A 16,519-nucleotide genomic window follows, 5' to 3' on the forward strand; every position below is an offset into this window, starting at 1 on the left:
ATCGAATCTTTTCAGCCAACCGTCTGTAAAGGAGTGTTATTCATGTCCCTCTCGTTCAAACACTTGACCTATTTGAAATATCACAAAGGCAACGGAATGTGGTGCTGTCATCTGGATGCGGTTCATGCCACCCCACCGAAAGCCGATCTGAATACGGATAAAATCGTCATAAAACTTATAGAAATGCTCGGGATTGCAAGTATCATTGGCACAGTATCAAGGACACAAGCGGATCTGAACAGAGCTCCTGACGGTACAAATAACGAAGCGCTGCACGAATATAAGAAAACACTGCGCCGTATTCTGGATCATTTGTGCATACTTGATGACCAGCAGCTCGTAAATAAGCCTTTTCTCCACTTGTCGATCCATGGCATGCAGGATGTACATTATGGTCCTCATGCCATCGAGGTTGGTACCTTGAATGATGCGTCTTGTTCGGCAGAGATGAGAATATGGTTGCAGGCTGCCTTAACGGACAAGGTCAAAGCGATCATGCCCGAAATCAGCATCGTGTTCGATCGAAACTTTCGTGGTGATAAATCACTTGCCTACCATCGGCTTGGTGATGGTATTGCATACCCGGGATATGGGCCAAACTTCCACTCGTTCCAAATCGAGATTTCTCGCACTCTCCGCCAATTCCACCGGGACACCATCGTCCTGCTTCTGGCTGAGGTGATCCAGGATTTTCAGTCCCAGTTTGTAACTTGGCCGATTGCAGAAGAAAAAGGCGAACCCTAAGGTTCGCCTTTTTCTTCATAATGATTACTTGAAATAATTACGTGCACTTAAATAAATTATCTAGGAGATAAGAGGATGTTTCTAGATTTTCAATTTGAAGGAAACTTTTTTGCAAACATCACATGGCTTCGTTTACGGAATTTGGATATTGCGGCCGGCCAGGATTTGTCCCTACCAGATGAGAATGGTCATATTATCCCCTATGTGATTGACCACATCGTTTTTCCAGAAACGACATTCATACAGAAACAAACTAATCCACGAGACGTTTTAAACGGCACAGAACCTAAAGTCCCCACACAAATCGTATGGTTTCGTCATAAGTATGACCACCTCACATTCTATACTGTTCCATTTGTGCAAGTGAGGCAGGCTGTAGAGTTATTCTTGGCTAAAAAGAATGACTTGGAGGCTAATGGACCGAATCCAAGCCCCCTGTTATCACGGGTTATCTACGTCGTGTTCAATCTTTCCATGGACATATTAAACGGTAGTGTAGATTTAGTGCCACCGCCAAGACCCGGAGGTATCACCAGTGTCGACGTATACCCGTTTTCATGGTTAATAGTCGGAGGTTGTAAAGTTGGTTTTCGATTGCCAATCAAGCGTCCACCGTTATTAATGCTGAAACCGGTCGATTCTTACCGAAAGCAAGACTCGTTTCAGCTACCATGCTAGATGATACGCTCAGAGAATTTTCTGTTTCACTTAACTTCGAGAACAATGGTGCGCAGCGAGAGCAACCTAGCCCAGTTTATGTACAACCGAACCTGTACGCCCTACAATCTTCTATTACAGTTCCTGGGAGCATAAGCGGACTAGCGTTCGGAATATACAACTACTAAAAAGGGAATGCCCCATAAGAAATAAGGCAAGAACTTCATTCCACTGTTGGAGTGTAAAATTCTTGGCATTGTTGAAAGTGAATTAATGTAAATAATACCTCCAATTGAAATCCATAAAACTGAAAATAAAAGCCCGAGCATTATGTTAGGAAGTAATTTAAATTTACTCACCAAATCCCTCCATCTCAAGGTTGAATCGTAATAATTTTATTAGAATCCGTTACTAGAGGGAATACATTTTTTTGAGCAAATCTGCCCTTTAGCGTGGAAACGGCAACCGGTTGTCAGGCCGATTGCCGAGGTGTCTTCATTCAGCTATCTTGACCACTGTTGTGGTACACTAACTAGTACTATAAACAGACCCAACAATATCTCGTTGGGTCTGTTTTATGACGGCACATGTTTTAAACCGTACCCGAAGAATCCGGTATGTCCGGACCATCGACGACATCGATCACACCGATAGCCAGAATGCTGATAGCGGCCGCTTTTCCCAGCTTTTTCAAGCCGTCTTTCAACCGCGCTTTATCGCTGTCCTTGAAGCCTGTCACGACATCTTTTCCACCCTCAACCACATACTCGATGCCATGGCCAACTCCTCTTGTCGTTGTAATGGCCGTTCGTTCAAGTTCATGGAGTCCAGCTTTCGATTGCTGCTTATCCGCGGTAATTAGGCCTGCGCCTAAATCCCATACACCGCTCGCTGCATGGCCTGCGATCTCTCCAGTTTTAGCCGTGACCTGTTCTACATCATTCCCGATTTCCTTTATATAATCACTGCGAACAAGCTCCCCTGCCACACGGACAGTTCCTCCAAGCACTTTGCCTGTCACATCGCCTGCCAGCTTGCCTAAATCCTTCAGAAAATCCATCTCAAGCACCTCCGTACATCAGTATATGCTGTATTACGATTGTCGAAACACTTGGTTGCAATTCATGGAGGAATGGTAGGCTTTCTTAGTAACGTTTTCCGTTTGTTCAATCTCTGAGCTTGATACAATTGTAGCAGAGTATCCTGTCTTCTTACCTTTTTCAACAGCCTCGATATAACCATCAAAGTAAAATGGAATCTCATCGTCTTTACCATTCTGAATTCTACCTTTAACTTTATCGAATGCAAATATTGAAATAGAATACTCGGGTTCACCAGTAACAAGAACTGGTTAGCGATATAACCCAATTAACGGATGTTCTTGATATTTAAACTGTTGTAAGGCAGCTCTCGTAAAAAATAGATCTATATTGTGGTCTACTTTGTCTTCATCATTCACATGTTTAAATGGAGGGCTATAACTTTTTAACAAATTGATTAAACGTGAAAATGAATTATAGACATGTTGCTAATGGAATCGAGCTCAAAGAAATGAACATGCTTTCGGATAATTTCATAATAAGCAGGATTTGCATTTATAAATGTATGCTGTAAAAAATTTTGATTCCCTAAGCGCGAATCATATGGCTCAACTTTCTACAAAGTTCAAGTTTTGAGTCTAATGAATTACGACGCATCTTAATAATAAAACGCTCTAGACTTTCAATGTTTACATAATAATCATCAATCATATTTATCTCCCGTAATAATTCGACATGCAAATATTGAGATTAAATATCAAAAGAAATATTTGTTTTATGCACTTTAAAATCCCAATTTTGCATTGAATATTATCCAAAAATACCCACAAAAAAGAATATCATGAATATCACAGTCTAGTCCACAAGAACTAACCGATCAGAAGTTTATTTTACCAATCGACAAAAAGTCCCAATCAGAAGATCGGGACTAAGCTATTATTACACTATAACGGCTCCGCTTGGAGCAGTTTTTCAATTTTACGTGACGCTTAGCCTCGCTTCATAACAAATTACAAACCACCATGAACTCTATATGCTCAAATATCGGTAGAAACAGCCAAAACATCGCCACTTCATCACGCGGTACTTCATCAGCCGTTTCACTCCTTACGGCATCAGGTAATGCAGCATTAAACTTAGAGGCAAAATCGTCTTCGCATACATATGATAGACGCATCTTACGGTACAACGCAGGGTTAATAGCGGCTAATGCTTCAAGGTTATTCATACTTCGCATCCCCCTTTACACATTATGCTTTGAAAGCTAATGTGAATAAAACAAGCCCATCAAATCGCTTATAAAAAAGAATCCGTATTAAGTCTCTTCTCTGCGTCTTTATACGGATTGTTTATGTTTCTTTTTTTCGGAGCAGTACCAATCAGCTAATTTTTCAAATAAATATTTCATTGTTGGAACATATAATGATTTAGAAATCTCGTAGGAATCTTCTTTGTAATCACCGCCTCCTACTTTAAGAACAATGCCATTTTTTTTGTCAAGTTTCTTAAGCACCTTTTGATCAGTTGAGCCTGTTACTGCAATTCTAACCCATCTTCCAATGAAAAAACATTTGTTCGGGTGGATGTAAAGGAACAGATCAATCTTCGCTTTTGTATCCCCGTTATCATCGCTTCTATAAACATTAAATGGGATAATTTTCCTAGTAATGGCTTTCTATCCCCCATTACATAAATAAAAAAGCCAGAATTTCTTCTGCCTTTTTTATATGTAAAAATCAATTTACTATTTTAACCCTAGTATTAATCCTCAATAGGTCTAAGATATGTATTTTTACAGTTTTGACACTGATAAAACATCTTTTGAATTTATCGCAGGGTCTAATTCGAGATCAACTTTCGAAATTGCTGATTGTTTATTCACACCTGGAATTTAATATCTGGAAATATCTTCTTTTGAAGCAGCGTGGATATGCCCCATCGCCTCACCCCATCTTCCAAACAATGGGTCTTTCTATACCTCATTGTCGGTTCGCCTGATATGTAAGCCTTTAATCTCTCATACCAGACGAAATAATAATCGAGCATAAATTTAAGTTTTCATAGTTTAAAATCTAAAATTTAGGACACTGTGAAACCGGTCCTTAGTCATTTCCATTTATATGTTTAATCAATCCGAAAGACATCCTCCAAATCCTTTCCCAATAAATCACTTAACTTCTTCGCTGTTGCAGGTCCCACTGACTTTAATGATCTTTCCAGTAAGCTGATATAGGAATGACTTAACCCCGAGTGTTTTGCCAACTCCCTCTGGGAGTACCCTTTGATAATTCGAGCCCTCATAAACGAATCGGTTTTAGCCATAATCCTCATATCCCTGCTCTCCTTCATCCAATAACATAAGCACTTATTAAAAAACCTTATAATTCATCATTGAAAAATAAATATTTAATGTCCTTATTTGGCTTTAACCATCAGGAAACCGAATAATCTGAACTAAATTCTAATAAATTTCATAATTTTTCATTTATTTCTTCCAAAAACCGCTTGTTTACAGAAGTTAACAGCCACTAACGAACTTTATTTTCCACTAACACACTTTATTTTCCACTAACGATCTTTATTTTCCCACATCATTCGTTTCTGCTCCCCTCCCGTTCTCATTTTGTTCCCCTAGTTTCTATTATATCACGGAATTTAACTATTGCAACCAAAAATGTTTACTTTAAACAACATTCTTTCCGGATAACTTCCAACCCTCCGCTCATTGTAATTACTTTTGTATACTGATATTATTAAAATGTTTACTACTGTTTACTTTTCGAATCGCGAGGGTGAAAACAATGTATTTCTATGATAAATTACGAGATTTGCGTAAATTAAAAGGTTTTACTCTGCGGGAGCTAGCTGACCGTTCTGGCGTTTCTGCGGCATACATCTCCCAGTTAGAAAACGGCAATCGCGGCATCCCATCACCAGAAGTGTTGATGAAGCTTTCCGAAGGACTCAACACGTCGTATTCTGAGCTAATGGACCTGGCTGGGTACTTGGAATCAACGCCGTCAACAGAGAAATTTCAAAGCAACCCCGTCAATTTACGGCGCTTTCTTCGCGAGAATGAGCTTATGTTCGATGGCTTACTTTTAACGGATGAGGACAAGGAATGGGTCGAGCGGATGCTGACCGTTTTATTCTGGAAGCAGCGTCAGGAATCCAAGCTTGTAGATCCGCATACGACATAAAGAAGCCCATTTCATTCTATTAGAATGAAATGGGCTCTCCTCACGAAGTCTTTTTTCTATTAATCGTCGTTTGACTGACCACCGTTCCCATTACCATTCCCGTTACCATTACCATTACCATTCGGTGCAGGCGCTTGTCCTCCATTACCGTTCGGCGCTTTCATGCCATTGCCGTTTGGTGCTGGCGTCTGAGCACCATTGCCATTGGGCATCGGTGCCTGCCCTCCGTTACCGTTCGGCGCCTTCATGCCATTGCCGTTTGGTGCTGGCGTCTGAGCACCATTGCCATTGGGCATCGGTGCCTGCCCTCCGTTACCGTTCGGCGCCTTCATGCCATTTCCGTTTGGTGCTGGTGTCGGAGCTCCGTTGCCATTGGGCATCGGTGTCTGTCCTCCGTTACCATTCGGCGCTTTCATGCCATTGCCGTTCGGTGCTGGTGTCGGAGCACCCTTGCCTTGGCCTCCGCCTTGTCCACCTTCGGTTCCGCCTTGACCCTTGCCGCCTCCGCCAAAGCCCTTACCTTCGCCATTGCCCTTGCCTTCACCTTGTCTACCTTCGGTTCCGCCTTGACCCTTGCCGCCTCCGCCAAAGCCCTTACCATCGCCATTACCCTTGCCTCCACCTTGTCCACCTTCGGTTCCGCCTTGACCCTTGCCGCCTCCGCCAAAGCCCTTACCTTCGCCCTCGCCTTGGCCACCACCTTGTCCGCCTCCGCCTCCGCCTTGACCTTTGCCGCCTCCGCCATGACCTTTACCTTCCCCATGGCCCTGGCCACCGCCTTTGCCGCTTCCGGTTCCGCCTTGGCCGGCTCCTTTAGCCCTTATATAAGCGTATGTGATTGATTCGAGAGTTCGGTTATCTACCGCACCTGTCACGGGAAGTCCGTGTTTTTTCTGAAAATACTTAACTCCCCTCACTGTCAAATCATCATAATAACCGTTAATTTCACCTGAATAGCTTCCCAGTGTCTTCAGCATTCCCTGAATGACATATACGTCAGGACCATTCGCGGGTTTCCCAACTGCTCCTGCCAGGTTCGGCACATAAAGTAGAAGCATGACCGACAGAATAGCAACGCCCAGATATTTTCCTGCAAACATACCGATTCTCGTTCTTTGCTTTTTACTTTCCTTCCATTGTTGCATTAGCAGACACCTTCCTTAAGCTGAAAATTATTTTACCGCGGTAATACTATTCCCCAACTCTCTGGCCTGCTACTTCATTTCCTATATGGGAAATTCTGTGGTTCCCAAAACAAAGAGGACCGGCAAAAGCTGCCAGTCCCCTTCTTATCAATCCCTATCGTTATTTAATAGGGTAATCAATCACAATTACATTTTCGATTATGCCTTTAAGCGATTGCACGAATTCCTGATGAATAGGATGTGGGCCATACTGCTGCAAAGACTCACGATCTTGGAAGGTCACCCGCAATCCAAGTGTGTACCCCTGCCTATTCCCTGTTTCTTCTGTCTCGTTCGCACCTGCAGTAATCTGGACAATGCCCGGTATTTTACCTTTAAAAGATAATAACGTCTCAATCAATTCCTGTTCCTTCTGCGCAGCTAAAGTCTCCTTAAATTTAAAACAAACCAAGTGTTCAAACATCGTGTCGGACCAACCTCCTGCTTATTTTCTTCTACTCCACATCAAACTATTTTATCATACTTTCTTTACCATGCTGAAGTGTTTCAATCTGAGGAGGCTAATGTTCAGATCTCAATACGGCCAAACGCAATCCTCAGGCCTCTTATCCAATAGAAATCCCCGAAACGTCGTCATCTTTAACTGATGCATATCCGTTCGATCCAGATAATCGATGCGGCAGCATAATCGCGGCTCCATCCACTGCGTGTTTCCTTTTATCACCGTACCTAATGGCGCTGCTAACGCTAGAAATAATTCCTTGTCCGCCTTTGTAATACCCGCTCCCACTACACCAACCGGTTTATGCTTCACCGTCCTGAAATTCAATCCGATGACAAGCTCGAAAGGGTCCATGTTGTACCCCAATATTTCCACATCTATGGATTTCACATACTTAATCTTGAGCCACTCACTGCTTCTGCTATCAGGCACATAAGTCGAGCTCTTCCGTTTGGCCACGATCCCTTCCATATTCCGTTCCTTCATCATTTCGAAAAGCGCCTTCCCCTGCGTCTCCACAAACAACGTCGGCATCAGTACGGGTGTAGAATCAACGGCAGCCGCTAGACGCTTTTTCCTCTCTATTAATGCTTCATTTAGATGCTCTCTATCCGTATATAAAAGATCGAACGCAACAAAGGTCACCGGATGCGTGTGCACCGCACGGTTTATTTTCCCTGATTGACTGATTCGCTCCCGATACAAAAAGTCATCAAATGCAGGCGAGCCCTCACGTAATACGATCCCTTCGCAATCTAAAATAGCAGAATGCGACTTGATCCCTCCTAATGCATCCTGCAACTCTGGGAATTTGTGGGTTACTGCTCTTCCGCTCCGCGAGTAGGCTTCAATGCGGCTTCCTTGCTTATGGATAAGGATTCGAACGCCATCCCACTTCGGCTCATAAATAAATTGTTGATCATCAAAAGGCTCCTGACCGAGACTGACGGCCATTGGCTTTATAGCTGAAAATAACATGAGAAAAATCCCCTCCTGTTACCAGTTTGGGGATTTAATCTTAAGTCTAAACGCCATTTTCTTTCATATGACCTTTCAACCATGCAAAAGCTTTGCTCAGCTCTTCCTTCGGTACATGGGCATACCGATCCCCGATGGAAACCTCATAACCGCATGATGTCTCGTTCAACTCTTTTAAATACTGAGTGAGTCCAACCCCTGTTGCCTCATATAAGTTAATTAATAGGGACTCCATCTCTTCTTTTGGCCAATGGATATGAACGTGGAACATATTTGTGACTGGCTTAATAGGGTTCGTAACAACGCCAGGAACCTCATTATACCAAGCAGCAAGTTCTTTGGCTTCCTCATAGTACTGCTCCATTTTGTTCAGACGCTGCTTGAAATAATGGCTTGCACTAAGGATATACGGGTACAGACTAATCAAATCGCCGCCGTGGCGCCTTTTCCACACCTTAGACTCTTTCGTAAATGTCTCGTCTCCCGCAAGAACTGCCCCAGCAATGCCGCCAATCCCTTTATAGAACGAAATGTACACACTATCAAACAGCTCGCAGATTTCGCGCGCAGACTTCTGATAATAAGGAAGAATCTCGTATAGTCTAGCCCCATCCAAATGTAATTTGATGCCATGGCTGCGGCAATAGGCTGAGATCTGTGTAAGCTCTTCGTAATCAGGAAGCTGCCCGCCAATTTCCCGCTGCGGCAATTCCAGCAATAAACAGGCGATGTCTTCTTTTATTTGCAGCACATCTTCTAGACGAATGAGACGACCCTTACCACCAAGCAGGATAGGCTCGATGTGATGAAGCTCCTTCAGCCCGTCTTCCTCGTGAATTTCCAGATGGCTGAGCGGATGATAGGCGACCTTCTTGATCCCTTTATGATCGCACCAGATACGTAGAGCAATTTGCTGAGCCATAGTTCCACTAGGGAAAAAGACGGCTGACTCTTTACCAAGAAACGCGGCCATTTCCTCTTGGAAATCTTCAATTAACTTCCCATTGCCATATGTATCTCCATCCGTAAGACCATCAACGTCCTGCAATGCGTCTATCAATACTTGAATATTTCTTTTGCCATGTCCACCCAATGGGTAGTTGGTTTGTTGAAACGCTGCTAATAATGGATTGATTTTGTTCATTTGTATCGTACTCCTTTGTTTGTCACGGCTCACTCTTGGTCTTAGAAGGGCAGTGGATTATAATCAAACTAACTCTATTCGAAAAAGGAGACTCAAGCCATGAAGGAAATCCTCATCGGTTCCATTGATCAATTTACTACTTTTCCTGTGGAGGTTGAGCTTGACCGTGATCTGTATTTTTTGATGCAGGTAGACGATGACCAGTACAACCTTTACTCCAGTGTTTGCCCTCATGGCGGTTACACGGTGGATCTGATTGACGGGGAGCTTGAATGCCCTTTGCACGGTTGGACCTTTGAAGTCCATACAGGACGTTGTCATAATGTGCCTAGCGCCAGACTTGCTTCTTATAACGTCATCCTTCGTGACAACCAGTTGTACGCTCAGATGGCATGATCTTACGTATATTTTACCAGTGGTCAAGCTATAATAACAGCTGTTGTTATTAAAAGAACGGCTTTAGGAGGCTTCATGACCGACAAGATAAGCACGAGTAAGTCCCAGGGAATGAAGTGGTGGCAGTTGAGCTTGCTCGGAGTCGCCTGCACCATAGGCACCGGATATTTCCTAGGCTCCGGAATCGCAATTCAAATGGGCGGCGTCTCCGTCCTTTTTATGTTTATACTCGCAGCTTTCGGCACTTATATTGTCTTCGATGTTCTGGCCAAAATGACGGGCAAAGATCCCCAGCAAGGCTCATTTCAGACCTATGCCGCCAAAGCCTTCGGCCGCTGGGCAGGCTTCAGCAGCGGCTGGGTCTATTGGTGTTCAGAGCTATTAATTATGGGAAGTCAGTTAACAGCTTTATCATTTTTCACCCGCTTCTGGTTCCCCAGGTTACCGATGTGGGTCTTTGCGACGGCCTACGCCCTCCTAGGACTTGGCGTTATTCTGCTCGGGACCAAAGTTTTCGAACGTGCTGAGCATGTTTTTGCCATTATCAAAGTGTCTGCGATTGTCATGTTTGTGATTATCGCAGGTGCGGCGGTCTTGGGATTCCTTACAGGCACACACCCGCCGAAGTTTCCGACTACCAAGGAGGCCTTCTTTCCAAAAGGGGGAGTCGGTGTTTGGTCTTCTTTCATCTATGCTTTTTATGCGTTTGGCGGCATTGAAATCATGGGCATCATGGCCGCAAGGCTTAAGCGGCCTGAAGAGGCCCCAAAAGCCGGGAATATGATGATACTTCTTTTAACCATCATCTATATCGCCTCGTTAGCTCTTGCCCTGACTTTGATCCCCTTGAGCGAACTGCAGGGAAAGGAAAGCCCTTTTCAGGCGGCCTTAGGTTCCTACCAGCTCCCTTTTGTCCCCCATGCTTTCAATGCGATTTTGATCATCGCGGGATTCTCGACGATGGTCGCTTCGCTATTTGCGGTTACAACGATCCTTATCACGTTAGCACAAGATCACAATGCTCCCGCCATATTTGCCAGACGAACAGAGGGCAAACGCAAAATACCGTTACCCGCCATCGGATTTACGACTGGCGGAATAACGGCAGCGGTGCTGATGGCTCTATTTCTGCCTGAGAAATTGTATGCGTATATCACCACTGCGGCAGGCATTATGCTGCTGATGAATTGGCTGTTCATCCTCCTATCATCAGGACGCTTATTGCAATTATCTATGTGGGGGAAAATCAAAAGGTACACTGGCGTGTTACTTATCCTTGCAGCAATCACAGGAACGGCGTTTCATCCGACGAGCAGGCCAGGCTTCTGGGTCAGCCTCTTGTTCATCGGGATCATTGGCCTTGTGACTTTGGGACTGAGCTTCAAATGGAAGAAGAATGCGCCAAGTTCCATCGCTACATTCCATACTGACAATTTGTCCATCCAGGACCCTGATAATCGTGAAGGGGCAACTTAACGTTAAGTGAAGAGGGCGTGAAAAGCTTTTATTCCAAAATGCAGACCAAAACCGATCAGGGACAAACCTGAAACGATGGAGATGACCGAAAGTCCGCGTGGCGTAAGGTATTTGCGAAATACACTGGCTAACGAAGCCATGATGAGATCCCACAGGATAATCCCCACGAACATGATCCCCGTATACAACAGCACGTGGTTTCTATCATACTTTGCAATGGTTTCTGCTAACACCGACCCATAGATCCCTAGCCAAAATAGGATGGATAAGGGAGAACTGATGGCCATGATTAATCCAGTAAAAAAGGATTTCGCCAACGTTTCTTCTGATCTATAACCTTCCGTTTTCAATTTGCCAGCACCAATGACACTTTCGATTCCTGTGTAGAGTAAAATAAAACAACCAAACAGCCAGAGAAACGTCTTCATAAATGGTGTTGTAAGAAAGTGTACAAGACCGAAATAAATGAGCACAATCAATATGACGTCAGCGAGCATGCCTCCTATACCCACCATCCAAGCATGCATAAAGCCGCGCTTGATGCCTCTGTCTAGCATGGCGGCATTAATAGGACCAATCGGCGCGGAAAGTGACAAACCCAATAGTAAAAAACTTAGCATCATATACATCTCGATCACCCATTCGTCGGTTATACATACAAGCCTTACGGCTCGTATTATCCTATTCTTTGAACAGGGCTTGTATAACTTTGTTTGGGCTTTTGCTATAAAAAAGTCGTTGACATTCACGCAGCGTCAAGCTGTAGAGTTAAGTTGTCAGGAGGTGAACAGATGGAATACACCGTGCAAAGTCTCTCAAAATTGGCAGGTGTAAGCACCAGAACGCTTCGGTACTATGATGAGATTGAGCTTCTTAAGCCGGCAAGAATCAATTCTTCCGGGTATCGAATCTATGGCCAGGCGGAGGTTGATAGATTACAGCAGATCTTATTTTACCGAGAATTAGGTGTGAATCTAGATCGCATCAGAGAGATCATAACCGCCCCCACCTTCCATGGAGCTGATGCACTTAAAGAACATCATGTACAGCTCCTGGACAAGCGAGCCCAGCTTGATGCGTTGATTGCCAATGTTGAAAAAACGATAGCGTTACATGAAGGGAGAATATCCATGTCAAATAAGGAGAAATTCGAAGGCTTTAAACAACAGCTTATTGATGAGAACGAGCACAAGTATGGGAAAGAAATTCGCGAGAAGTATGGCGATGAACAAGTGAACAAATCAAATCAAAAATTGAAAAACATGACGCAAGAGGAGCATGACGAGGTTACACGTCTGACCAATGAAGTCATCTCCTCACTTGCTGAAGCTTTCAAAACGGGAGATCCAGCTAGCGCAGCCGCCCAAAAAGCCGCGGATCTGCACAAGCAATGGCTATCCTATTACTGGAGCGAATACAGCAAAGAGGCTCATGCCGGTCTAGCCCAAATGTATGTGGATGATGAGAGATTTAAGGCATACTATGACGATAAACAACCAGGAACCGCTGAATTTCTGAGGGATGCCATATACATTTATACCGGTTTAACGAAATAATAACCCAGTGAATAGGGACACTAGCATTTTTTCTACTATATCCTGCAAACATCCAGTTATTTAGAAGAAACCTGAATAGAATAGTATTACACCAGCCACCAGCAGCCGTGTGTATGTCAACCTCCAGCCCAAAAAGCACAGGAACCCTTAGGGGCCCTGTGCTTTTGTGTTAGGAGTTGGCAGTAACGCCGCCGCCAGTAGGTTTGATCAACGCCTTCGTCTCCCATACGCGGCTTCTCCACCGTAAATACATAATCAAACCTCGCAACCACTCATCGACAGCAAAGGCAATCCATACTCCTAGAAGCCCCATGCTCATATGAATGCCCAGCCAATACGCAAGCGGCACCGCAACGCCCCACATGGAGAGAACTCCCATGGCAACTGGAAATCTAGCATCACCTGCTGCGCGGAGTGAATTTATAACAACTAAATTGAAGGTACGTCCAGGCTCCAGAATTACGCTTAGCAGCAGGATCCCCGATCCCATCGCGATAATCTCTGGGTTATCCGTAAACAACCCGAGCAGCTCTTTGCGGAAGATAGCAGCTATACCAACCACTACAAAGGTCAGTAAGAATGTCATTCTCAGACTGCGAATGAGCTTGTGGTACGCTGCCTTAAACTCGCCTGCTCCAACCATATGACCAACGATAATCTCCGTCCCCATACCGATCGCCATACCGAGTGCCATAAAGTAATTCGTTACATTCATCACATACACATGAGTGCTTAACGCGACTTGGCCAATGATATTAACGAAGCCCATTATCATTAAATATTGAGATTGCCAAGACAAGTGCTCGCCCGCAGAAGGGAGTCCAATGCTCAAGATTTGCTTCACGATACGTTTGTCAAAAGTGAAGTAATCCTTGAGGCGAATCGGGAAAGGAATCCGGCGATATAAAATCACAAAAAGTACGATGAGTCCAAGTAAACGGCTTACGACCGTGGAGACCGCAGCCCCCGTTACCCCCCATTCAGGAAACCCGAGATTCCCGAAGATGAGCAGAATATTACCAACGACATGGATCAGGTTCACGCCGAGTGTCACATACATAACGTCTCTCGTCTGACCATTCGAACGAAGTACGGACGAAACTGCATACGACAGCGCTTCGATCCAAATGAAAGCACTGATAAGATTCAGGTATTTCTTAGCTATAGCAATCTGGTCAGGAGCCAAGTTCATTAGCTGCATGATCGATTCGCCAAATACAACCAAGACGATGCTGACCGCGATCCCGAATAATAAATTAATGGTTATCGCCTGTGCCGAAATACGACTTGCTTCCTTGGCTCTGCCTGCACCTAAATTTTGGGCAACCGCTACACTCGTTCCGATTCCGACGAAGCCAAACATCAGGATGCAGAATACGATGATTCCATTCGCTAATCCGACAGCTCCGGTTACTTCATCTGAGATTCGACTGAGCATGAACACATCCGCGGTACCGAGCATCATCCTTAGAACGGAGTCAATGAAGATCGGCCACGTGATAGCGAATAGACTAAGCTTTTTCCAAGTTGCTGTTGACTGAGTGTCTATCATTCTCTATGCTCCTCAATTTCAAATGCTTTTAGTTTAGGATACGTAAGCGATTTCAGTCAAATGCTATTAATATCCAATAAAACAAACAACCTTGGATCTCTCTTTCGAGGAAATCCGAGGTTGCTCCATGATTCAAAGCTATTTGACGCGAACCCATGCACCGCGATTATCAGCTGACTCAATTTCAGCTTCTGCGATAACAATGCTGTCCATCGTACTGAAAGGTGTAGCAGTTGCTACATTTTGTCCAGAAATCAAAGTCTCTACAAAATATTTGAGCTCCTGATAATAGCCCATTTCCGCGGAGATCTCAGGAGTGAAACCAGGACCGTCGTTCACATTCACTTTCAAGCCATCCGCTGTGAATACGACGTTGCCTTTTTCGAAATTAACCCGGAACTGCATATCGAAGCCGTAATCCCCTTGCAGCGTCCAGTCCGCTTGGGCATTGATAACCTTGCCATCTTCGTACAAATAGTTCGTTGAAACGATATCGTACCCACTGCCTGGAACAACGTTGCGAGCCAAGGAGGAGACGGATTCCGGTTTGCCAAACAACCAGTTAATCATATCGATGTCATGAACGTGCATATCGAGCAGTGCTCCACCGCTTTTCGCATTCTGCAACAGCCAGGGTCCCCAAGTCGGCGTTCCGCCGCCGCGGTAGAAGTAACCAGCGAGAACTTTGCCATACGTTTCATTTGCGACAACTTGTTTCAAATATTCATAGGCTGGCCAGAAGCGCAGGCATTGACCGACCATCAGCTGTTTCCCGTTTTGCTCGGCAGCTTCAATCATGTCTTTACACTCTTCTGCATTCAGTGCCATCGGCTTTTCACACAAAACATGAAGGCCTTTATTCAAACATTGAATGGAAATTTCTCTGTGCAAAAACGTTGGCAGTGTCATATCCACACAATCAAGCTGCTCATTCTCAAGCATTTCAGCAACACTTGTATACTTATTGTAGACGCTGAAGTCGATGCCGGAAGCTCCAGTATCAATATTGCCTCCAGCCGCCTGTCCTTCCAACTTTACGATATCAATATCGCATAAGGCAACGACTTTAATTGGAACCCCTTCGGCTTCAAGGCGAATGTAATTCTCCAAATGCGTTCTCCCCATAAAGCCTAATCCGATTAATCCGATTTTTAACATGGCTTATTTCCTCCCCAGAATGGCGTCCATAGCACCTGATGTATTATAAATAATTTGCTGACCGTGATGCGTATAGCCAGGAATCATCTCCGCGATAACGTAGTCCTCGTAGCCAATTGCTTGCAAAGCCTTCATCACTTCTGGATAGTTCACATCGCCTGCAAGCAAATCAACAAATCCGTGCAAACCTCCTGCGGCTCGGCGATAATCTTTGAAGTGAACTTTTTTGATGCGGCTATTCAGAATCGAAATCCAGTGCTCCGGGTAACCTGCAAATAAGACATTCCCAACGTCGAAGTAGGAACCAACATACGGCGAATTGATTTTATCAATGAAATCTCTCAGTTCTAGCGGTGACAACAATAATTTATTCCAAACATTTTCAATGCCGATGGAAACTTTCAGAGATTCTGCCACCGCAGACAGCTCACTGATCCCTTCAAGCGCATAATCATAGGCTTGATCATATGGCACAACTTCAGAGTCCGGAATGAAATCGACGCCAACCGCGCCAGGTACAACTAATATCGTGTCTACGCCTAGAATCGCTGCGCTTTCCAACTGCTTTTTGATGATGTCTTTCGCTTTTTGACGCGTTCCAGCATGTCCACTAGTCAAGGAGTACATCCAATATAAACCGCTGGCTAAGCTCGTTAGCTCAATCCCTTTACCATCGGCAAGCTGGCGGTATTGTTTGATTTCGCTTTCATTACTTTCAAGGCTGAGTTCACCTGTTTCGTTCAAAGCCAGCTCGATACCGTCAAACCCAGCATCTTTCGCGACAGCTATACATTCCTCGACCTTCATGGAGCCTGGAAATGACCAAATATTAATCCCTTTTTTCATCGTTATCTCCTCCGTCTCTTTCCTTTATTATAAAAGAGGTTGGCAAGATAAGATTTATCCAAAAAGCCGATTAATTTGCACTTTTGCAAAAACGAATATGTTAAAATAAGGCTGGGTCCTACCCC

At 44.3% G+C, this 16,519-nt stretch carries 17 protein-coding genes; 6 read left to right on the plus strand and 11 right to left on the minus strand.

All coding sequences use genetic code 11. The annotated features are described in order from the left end of the window. The first annotated feature begins 42 nt into the window (after positions 1-42). Both AC58UW_RS02590 and AC58UW_RS02595 read left to right on the plus strand, forming a co-directional pair. A complete protein-coding gene (locus AC58UW_RS02590; protein ID WP_497419153.1) occupies positions 43-744 on the plus strand; it encodes an N-formylglutamate amidohydrolase in 702 nt (233 codons plus the stop codon). A 75-nt stretch (positions 745-819) separates the two neighbouring features. Next, on the plus strand, positions 820-1,422 hold the full coding sequence (locus AC58UW_RS02595) for a hypothetical protein (protein ID WP_497419154.1): 603 nt from the start codon (positions 820-822) through the stop codon (positions 1,420-1,422). A gap of 571 nt (positions 1,423-1,993) precedes the next feature. Here AC58UW_RS02595 and AC58UW_RS02600 read toward each other — a convergent pair. The 3 genes from AC58UW_RS02600 to AC58UW_RS02610 all read right to left on the minus strand — a co-directional run bounded on the left by AC58UW_RS02600 (position 1,994) and on the right by AC58UW_RS02610 (position 4,790). Then, a complete protein-coding gene (locus AC58UW_RS02600) occupies positions 1,994-2,461 on the minus strand; it encodes a hypothetical protein (protein WP_497419155.1) in 468 nt (155 codons plus the stop codon). A 980-nt stretch (positions 2,462-3,441) separates the two neighbouring features. Continuing rightward, positions 3,442-3,669 (minus strand): hypothetical protein, encoded by a 228-nt coding sequence (locus AC58UW_RS02605; protein WP_497419156.1) that lies wholly within the window; start codon positions 3,667-3,669, stop codon positions 3,442-3,444. A gap of 896 nt (positions 3,670-4,565) precedes the next feature. Beyond that, the gene (locus tag AC58UW_RS02610) at positions 4,566-4,790 is read right to left on the minus strand and encodes a helix-turn-helix domain-containing protein (protein ID WP_497419157.1); all 225 of its coding nucleotides are present in this window, start codon (positions 4,788-4,790) and stop codon (positions 4,566-4,568) included. 452 nt (positions 4,791-5,242) lie between these two features. Here AC58UW_RS02610 and AC58UW_RS02615 point away from each other — a divergent pair, with 452 nt between their 5' ends. Continuing rightward, complete coding sequence (locus tag AC58UW_RS02615) at positions 5,243-5,641, plus strand: helix-turn-helix domain-containing protein (RefSeq protein ID WP_497419158.1); 399 nt, start codon at positions 5,243-5,245, stop codon at positions 5,639-5,641. A gap of 59 nt (positions 5,642-5,700) precedes the next feature. Here the strand turns inward: AC58UW_RS02615 and AC58UW_RS02620 are convergent, their stop codons facing one another. The 4 genes from AC58UW_RS02620 to AC58UW_RS02635 all read right to left on the minus strand — a co-directional run bounded on the left by AC58UW_RS02620 (position 5,701) and on the right by AC58UW_RS02635 (position 9,410). Then, entirely contained in the window at positions 5,701-6,786 is a 1,086-nt protein-coding gene (locus AC58UW_RS02620) for a peptidoglycan-binding domain-containing protein (RefSeq protein ID WP_497419159.1), read from the minus strand. Positions 6,787-6,946: 160 nt separating this feature from the next. Next, positions 6,947-7,249, minus strand: a complete 303-nt coding sequence (locus AC58UW_RS02625; RefSeq protein ID WP_497419160.1) for a Dabb family protein — start codon at positions 7,247-7,249, stop codon at positions 6,947-6,949. A gap of 111 nt (positions 7,250-7,360) precedes the next feature. After that, the gene (locus AC58UW_RS02630) at positions 7,361-8,266 is read right to left on the minus strand and encodes an ATP-dependent DNA ligase (protein WP_497419161.1); all 906 of its coding nucleotides are present in this window, start codon (positions 8,264-8,266) and stop codon (positions 7,361-7,363) included. Between the two features lie 46 nt (positions 8,267-8,312). Further along, positions 8,313-9,410, minus strand: a complete 1,098-nt coding sequence (locus AC58UW_RS02635; protein WP_497419162.1) for a threonine aldolase family protein — start codon at positions 9,408-9,410, stop codon at positions 8,313-8,315. Positions 9,411-9,509: 99 nt separating this feature from the next. Between AC58UW_RS02635 and AC58UW_RS02640 the strand changes: the two genes are divergently transcribed. After that, a complete protein-coding gene (locus tag AC58UW_RS02640; protein WP_497419163.1) occupies positions 9,510-9,806 on the plus strand; it encodes a Rieske (2Fe-2S) protein in 297 nt (98 codons plus the stop codon). A gap of 75 nt (positions 9,807-9,881) precedes the next feature. Next, a complete protein-coding gene (locus AC58UW_RS02645; protein WP_497419164.1) occupies positions 9,882-11,282 on the plus strand; it encodes an amino acid permease in 1,401 nt (466 codons plus the stop codon). A gap of 2 nt (positions 11,283-11,284) precedes the next feature. On the opposite strand, the gene AC58UW_RS02650 is transcribed toward AC58UW_RS02645, so the two are convergent. Next, a complete protein-coding gene (locus AC58UW_RS02650) occupies positions 11,285-11,911 on the minus strand; it encodes a LysE family transporter (RefSeq protein ID WP_497419323.1) in 627 nt (208 codons plus the stop codon). Positions 11,912-12,073: 162 nt separating this feature from the next. On the opposite strand from AC58UW_RS02650, the gene AC58UW_RS02655 reads away from it, so the two are divergent. Then, entirely contained in the window at positions 12,074-12,838 is a 765-nt protein-coding gene (locus AC58UW_RS02655; protein ID WP_497419165.1) for a MerR family transcriptional regulator, read from the plus strand. A 169-nt stretch (positions 12,839-13,007) separates the two neighbouring features. On the opposite strand, the gene AC58UW_RS02660 is transcribed toward AC58UW_RS02655, so the two are convergent. From AC58UW_RS02660 to AC58UW_RS02670, 3 genes are all read right to left on the minus strand, one after another. Next, a complete protein-coding gene (locus tag AC58UW_RS02660) occupies positions 13,008-14,390 on the minus strand; it encodes an MATE family efflux transporter (RefSeq protein WP_497419166.1) in 1,383 nt (460 codons plus the stop codon). A gap of 138 nt (positions 14,391-14,528) precedes the next feature. Further along, complete coding sequence (locus tag AC58UW_RS02665; protein WP_497419167.1) at positions 14,529-15,548, minus strand: Gfo/Idh/MocA family protein; 1,020 nt, start codon at positions 15,546-15,548, stop codon at positions 14,529-14,531. 3 nt (positions 15,549-15,551) lie between these two features. After that, positions 15,552-16,394 carry a sugar phosphate isomerase/epimerase family protein gene (locus AC58UW_RS02670; RefSeq protein WP_497419168.1) on the minus strand — a complete coding sequence of 281 codons (843 nt, stop codon included), beginning with the start codon at positions 16,392-16,394 and terminating at the stop codon, positions 15,552-15,554. Positions 16,395-16,519: the final 125 nt, after the last annotated feature.

The sequence above is a fragment of the Paenibacillus sp. J22R160 genome (assembly GCF_059692135.1).

Bases quoted from the DNA above. Each gene is read 5' to 3' on its own strand.
- AC58UW_RS02620 (WP_497419159.1), bottom strand. From the start codon at position 6,786: ATGCAACAATGGAAGGAAAGTAAAAAGCAAAGAACGAGAATCGGTATG.
- AC58UW_RS02630 (WP_497419161.1), bottom strand. From the start codon at position 8,266: ATGTTATTTTCAGCTATAAAGCCAATGGCCGTCAGTCTCGGTCAGGAG.
- AC58UW_RS02640 (WP_497419163.1), top strand. From the start codon at position 9,510: ATGAAGGAAATCCTCATCGGTTCCATTGATCAATTTACTACTTTTCCT.
- AC58UW_RS02590 (WP_497419153.1), top strand. From the start codon at position 43: ATGTCCCTCTCGTTCAAACACTTGACCTATTTGAAATATCACAAAGGC.
- AC58UW_RS02665 (WP_497419167.1), bottom strand. From the start codon at position 15,548: ATGTTAAAAATCGGATTAATCGGATTAGGCTTTATGGGGAGAACGCAT.
- AC58UW_RS02625 (WP_497419160.1), bottom strand. From the start codon at position 7,249: ATGTTTGAACACTTGGTTTGTTTTAAATTTAAGGAGACTTTAGCTGCG.
- AC58UW_RS02655 (WP_497419165.1), top strand. From the start codon at position 12,074: ATGGAATACACCGTGCAAAGTCTCTCAAAATTGGCAGGTGTAAGCACC.
- AC58UW_RS02595 (WP_497419154.1), top strand. From the start codon at position 820: ATGTTTCTAGATTTTCAATTTGAAGGAAACTTTTTTGCAAACATCACA.
- AC58UW_RS02635 (WP_497419162.1), bottom strand. From the start codon at position 9,410: ATGAACAAAATCAATCCATTATTAGCAGCGTTTCAACAAACCAACTAC.
- AC58UW_RS02650 (WP_497419323.1), bottom strand. From the start codon at position 11,911: ATGTATATGATGCTAAGTTTTTTACTATTGGGTTTGTCACTTTCCGCG.
- AC58UW_RS02610 (WP_497419157.1), bottom strand. From the start codon at position 4,790: ATGAAGGAGAGCAGGGATATGAGGATTATGGCTAAAACCGATTCGTTT.
- AC58UW_RS02605 (WP_497419156.1), bottom strand. From the start codon at position 3,669: ATGAATAACCTTGAAGCATTAGCCGCTATTAACCCTGCGTTGTACCGT.
- AC58UW_RS02670 (WP_497419168.1), bottom strand. From the start codon at position 16,394: ATGAAAAAAGGGATTAATATTTGGTCATTTCCAGGCTCCATGAAGGTC.
- AC58UW_RS02615 (WP_497419158.1), top strand. From the start codon at position 5,243: ATGTATTTCTATGATAAATTACGAGATTTGCGTAAATTAAAAGGTTTT.
- AC58UW_RS02600 (WP_497419155.1), bottom strand. From the start codon at position 2,461: ATGGATTTTCTGAAGGATTTAGGCAAGCTGGCAGGCGATGTGACAGGC.
- AC58UW_RS02645 (WP_497419164.1), top strand. From the start codon at position 9,882: ATGACCGACAAGATAAGCACGAGTAAGTCCCAGGGAATGAAGTGGTGG.
- AC58UW_RS02660 (WP_497419166.1), bottom strand. From the start codon at position 14,390: ATGATAGACACTCAGTCAACAGCAACTTGGAAAAAGCTTAGTCTATTC.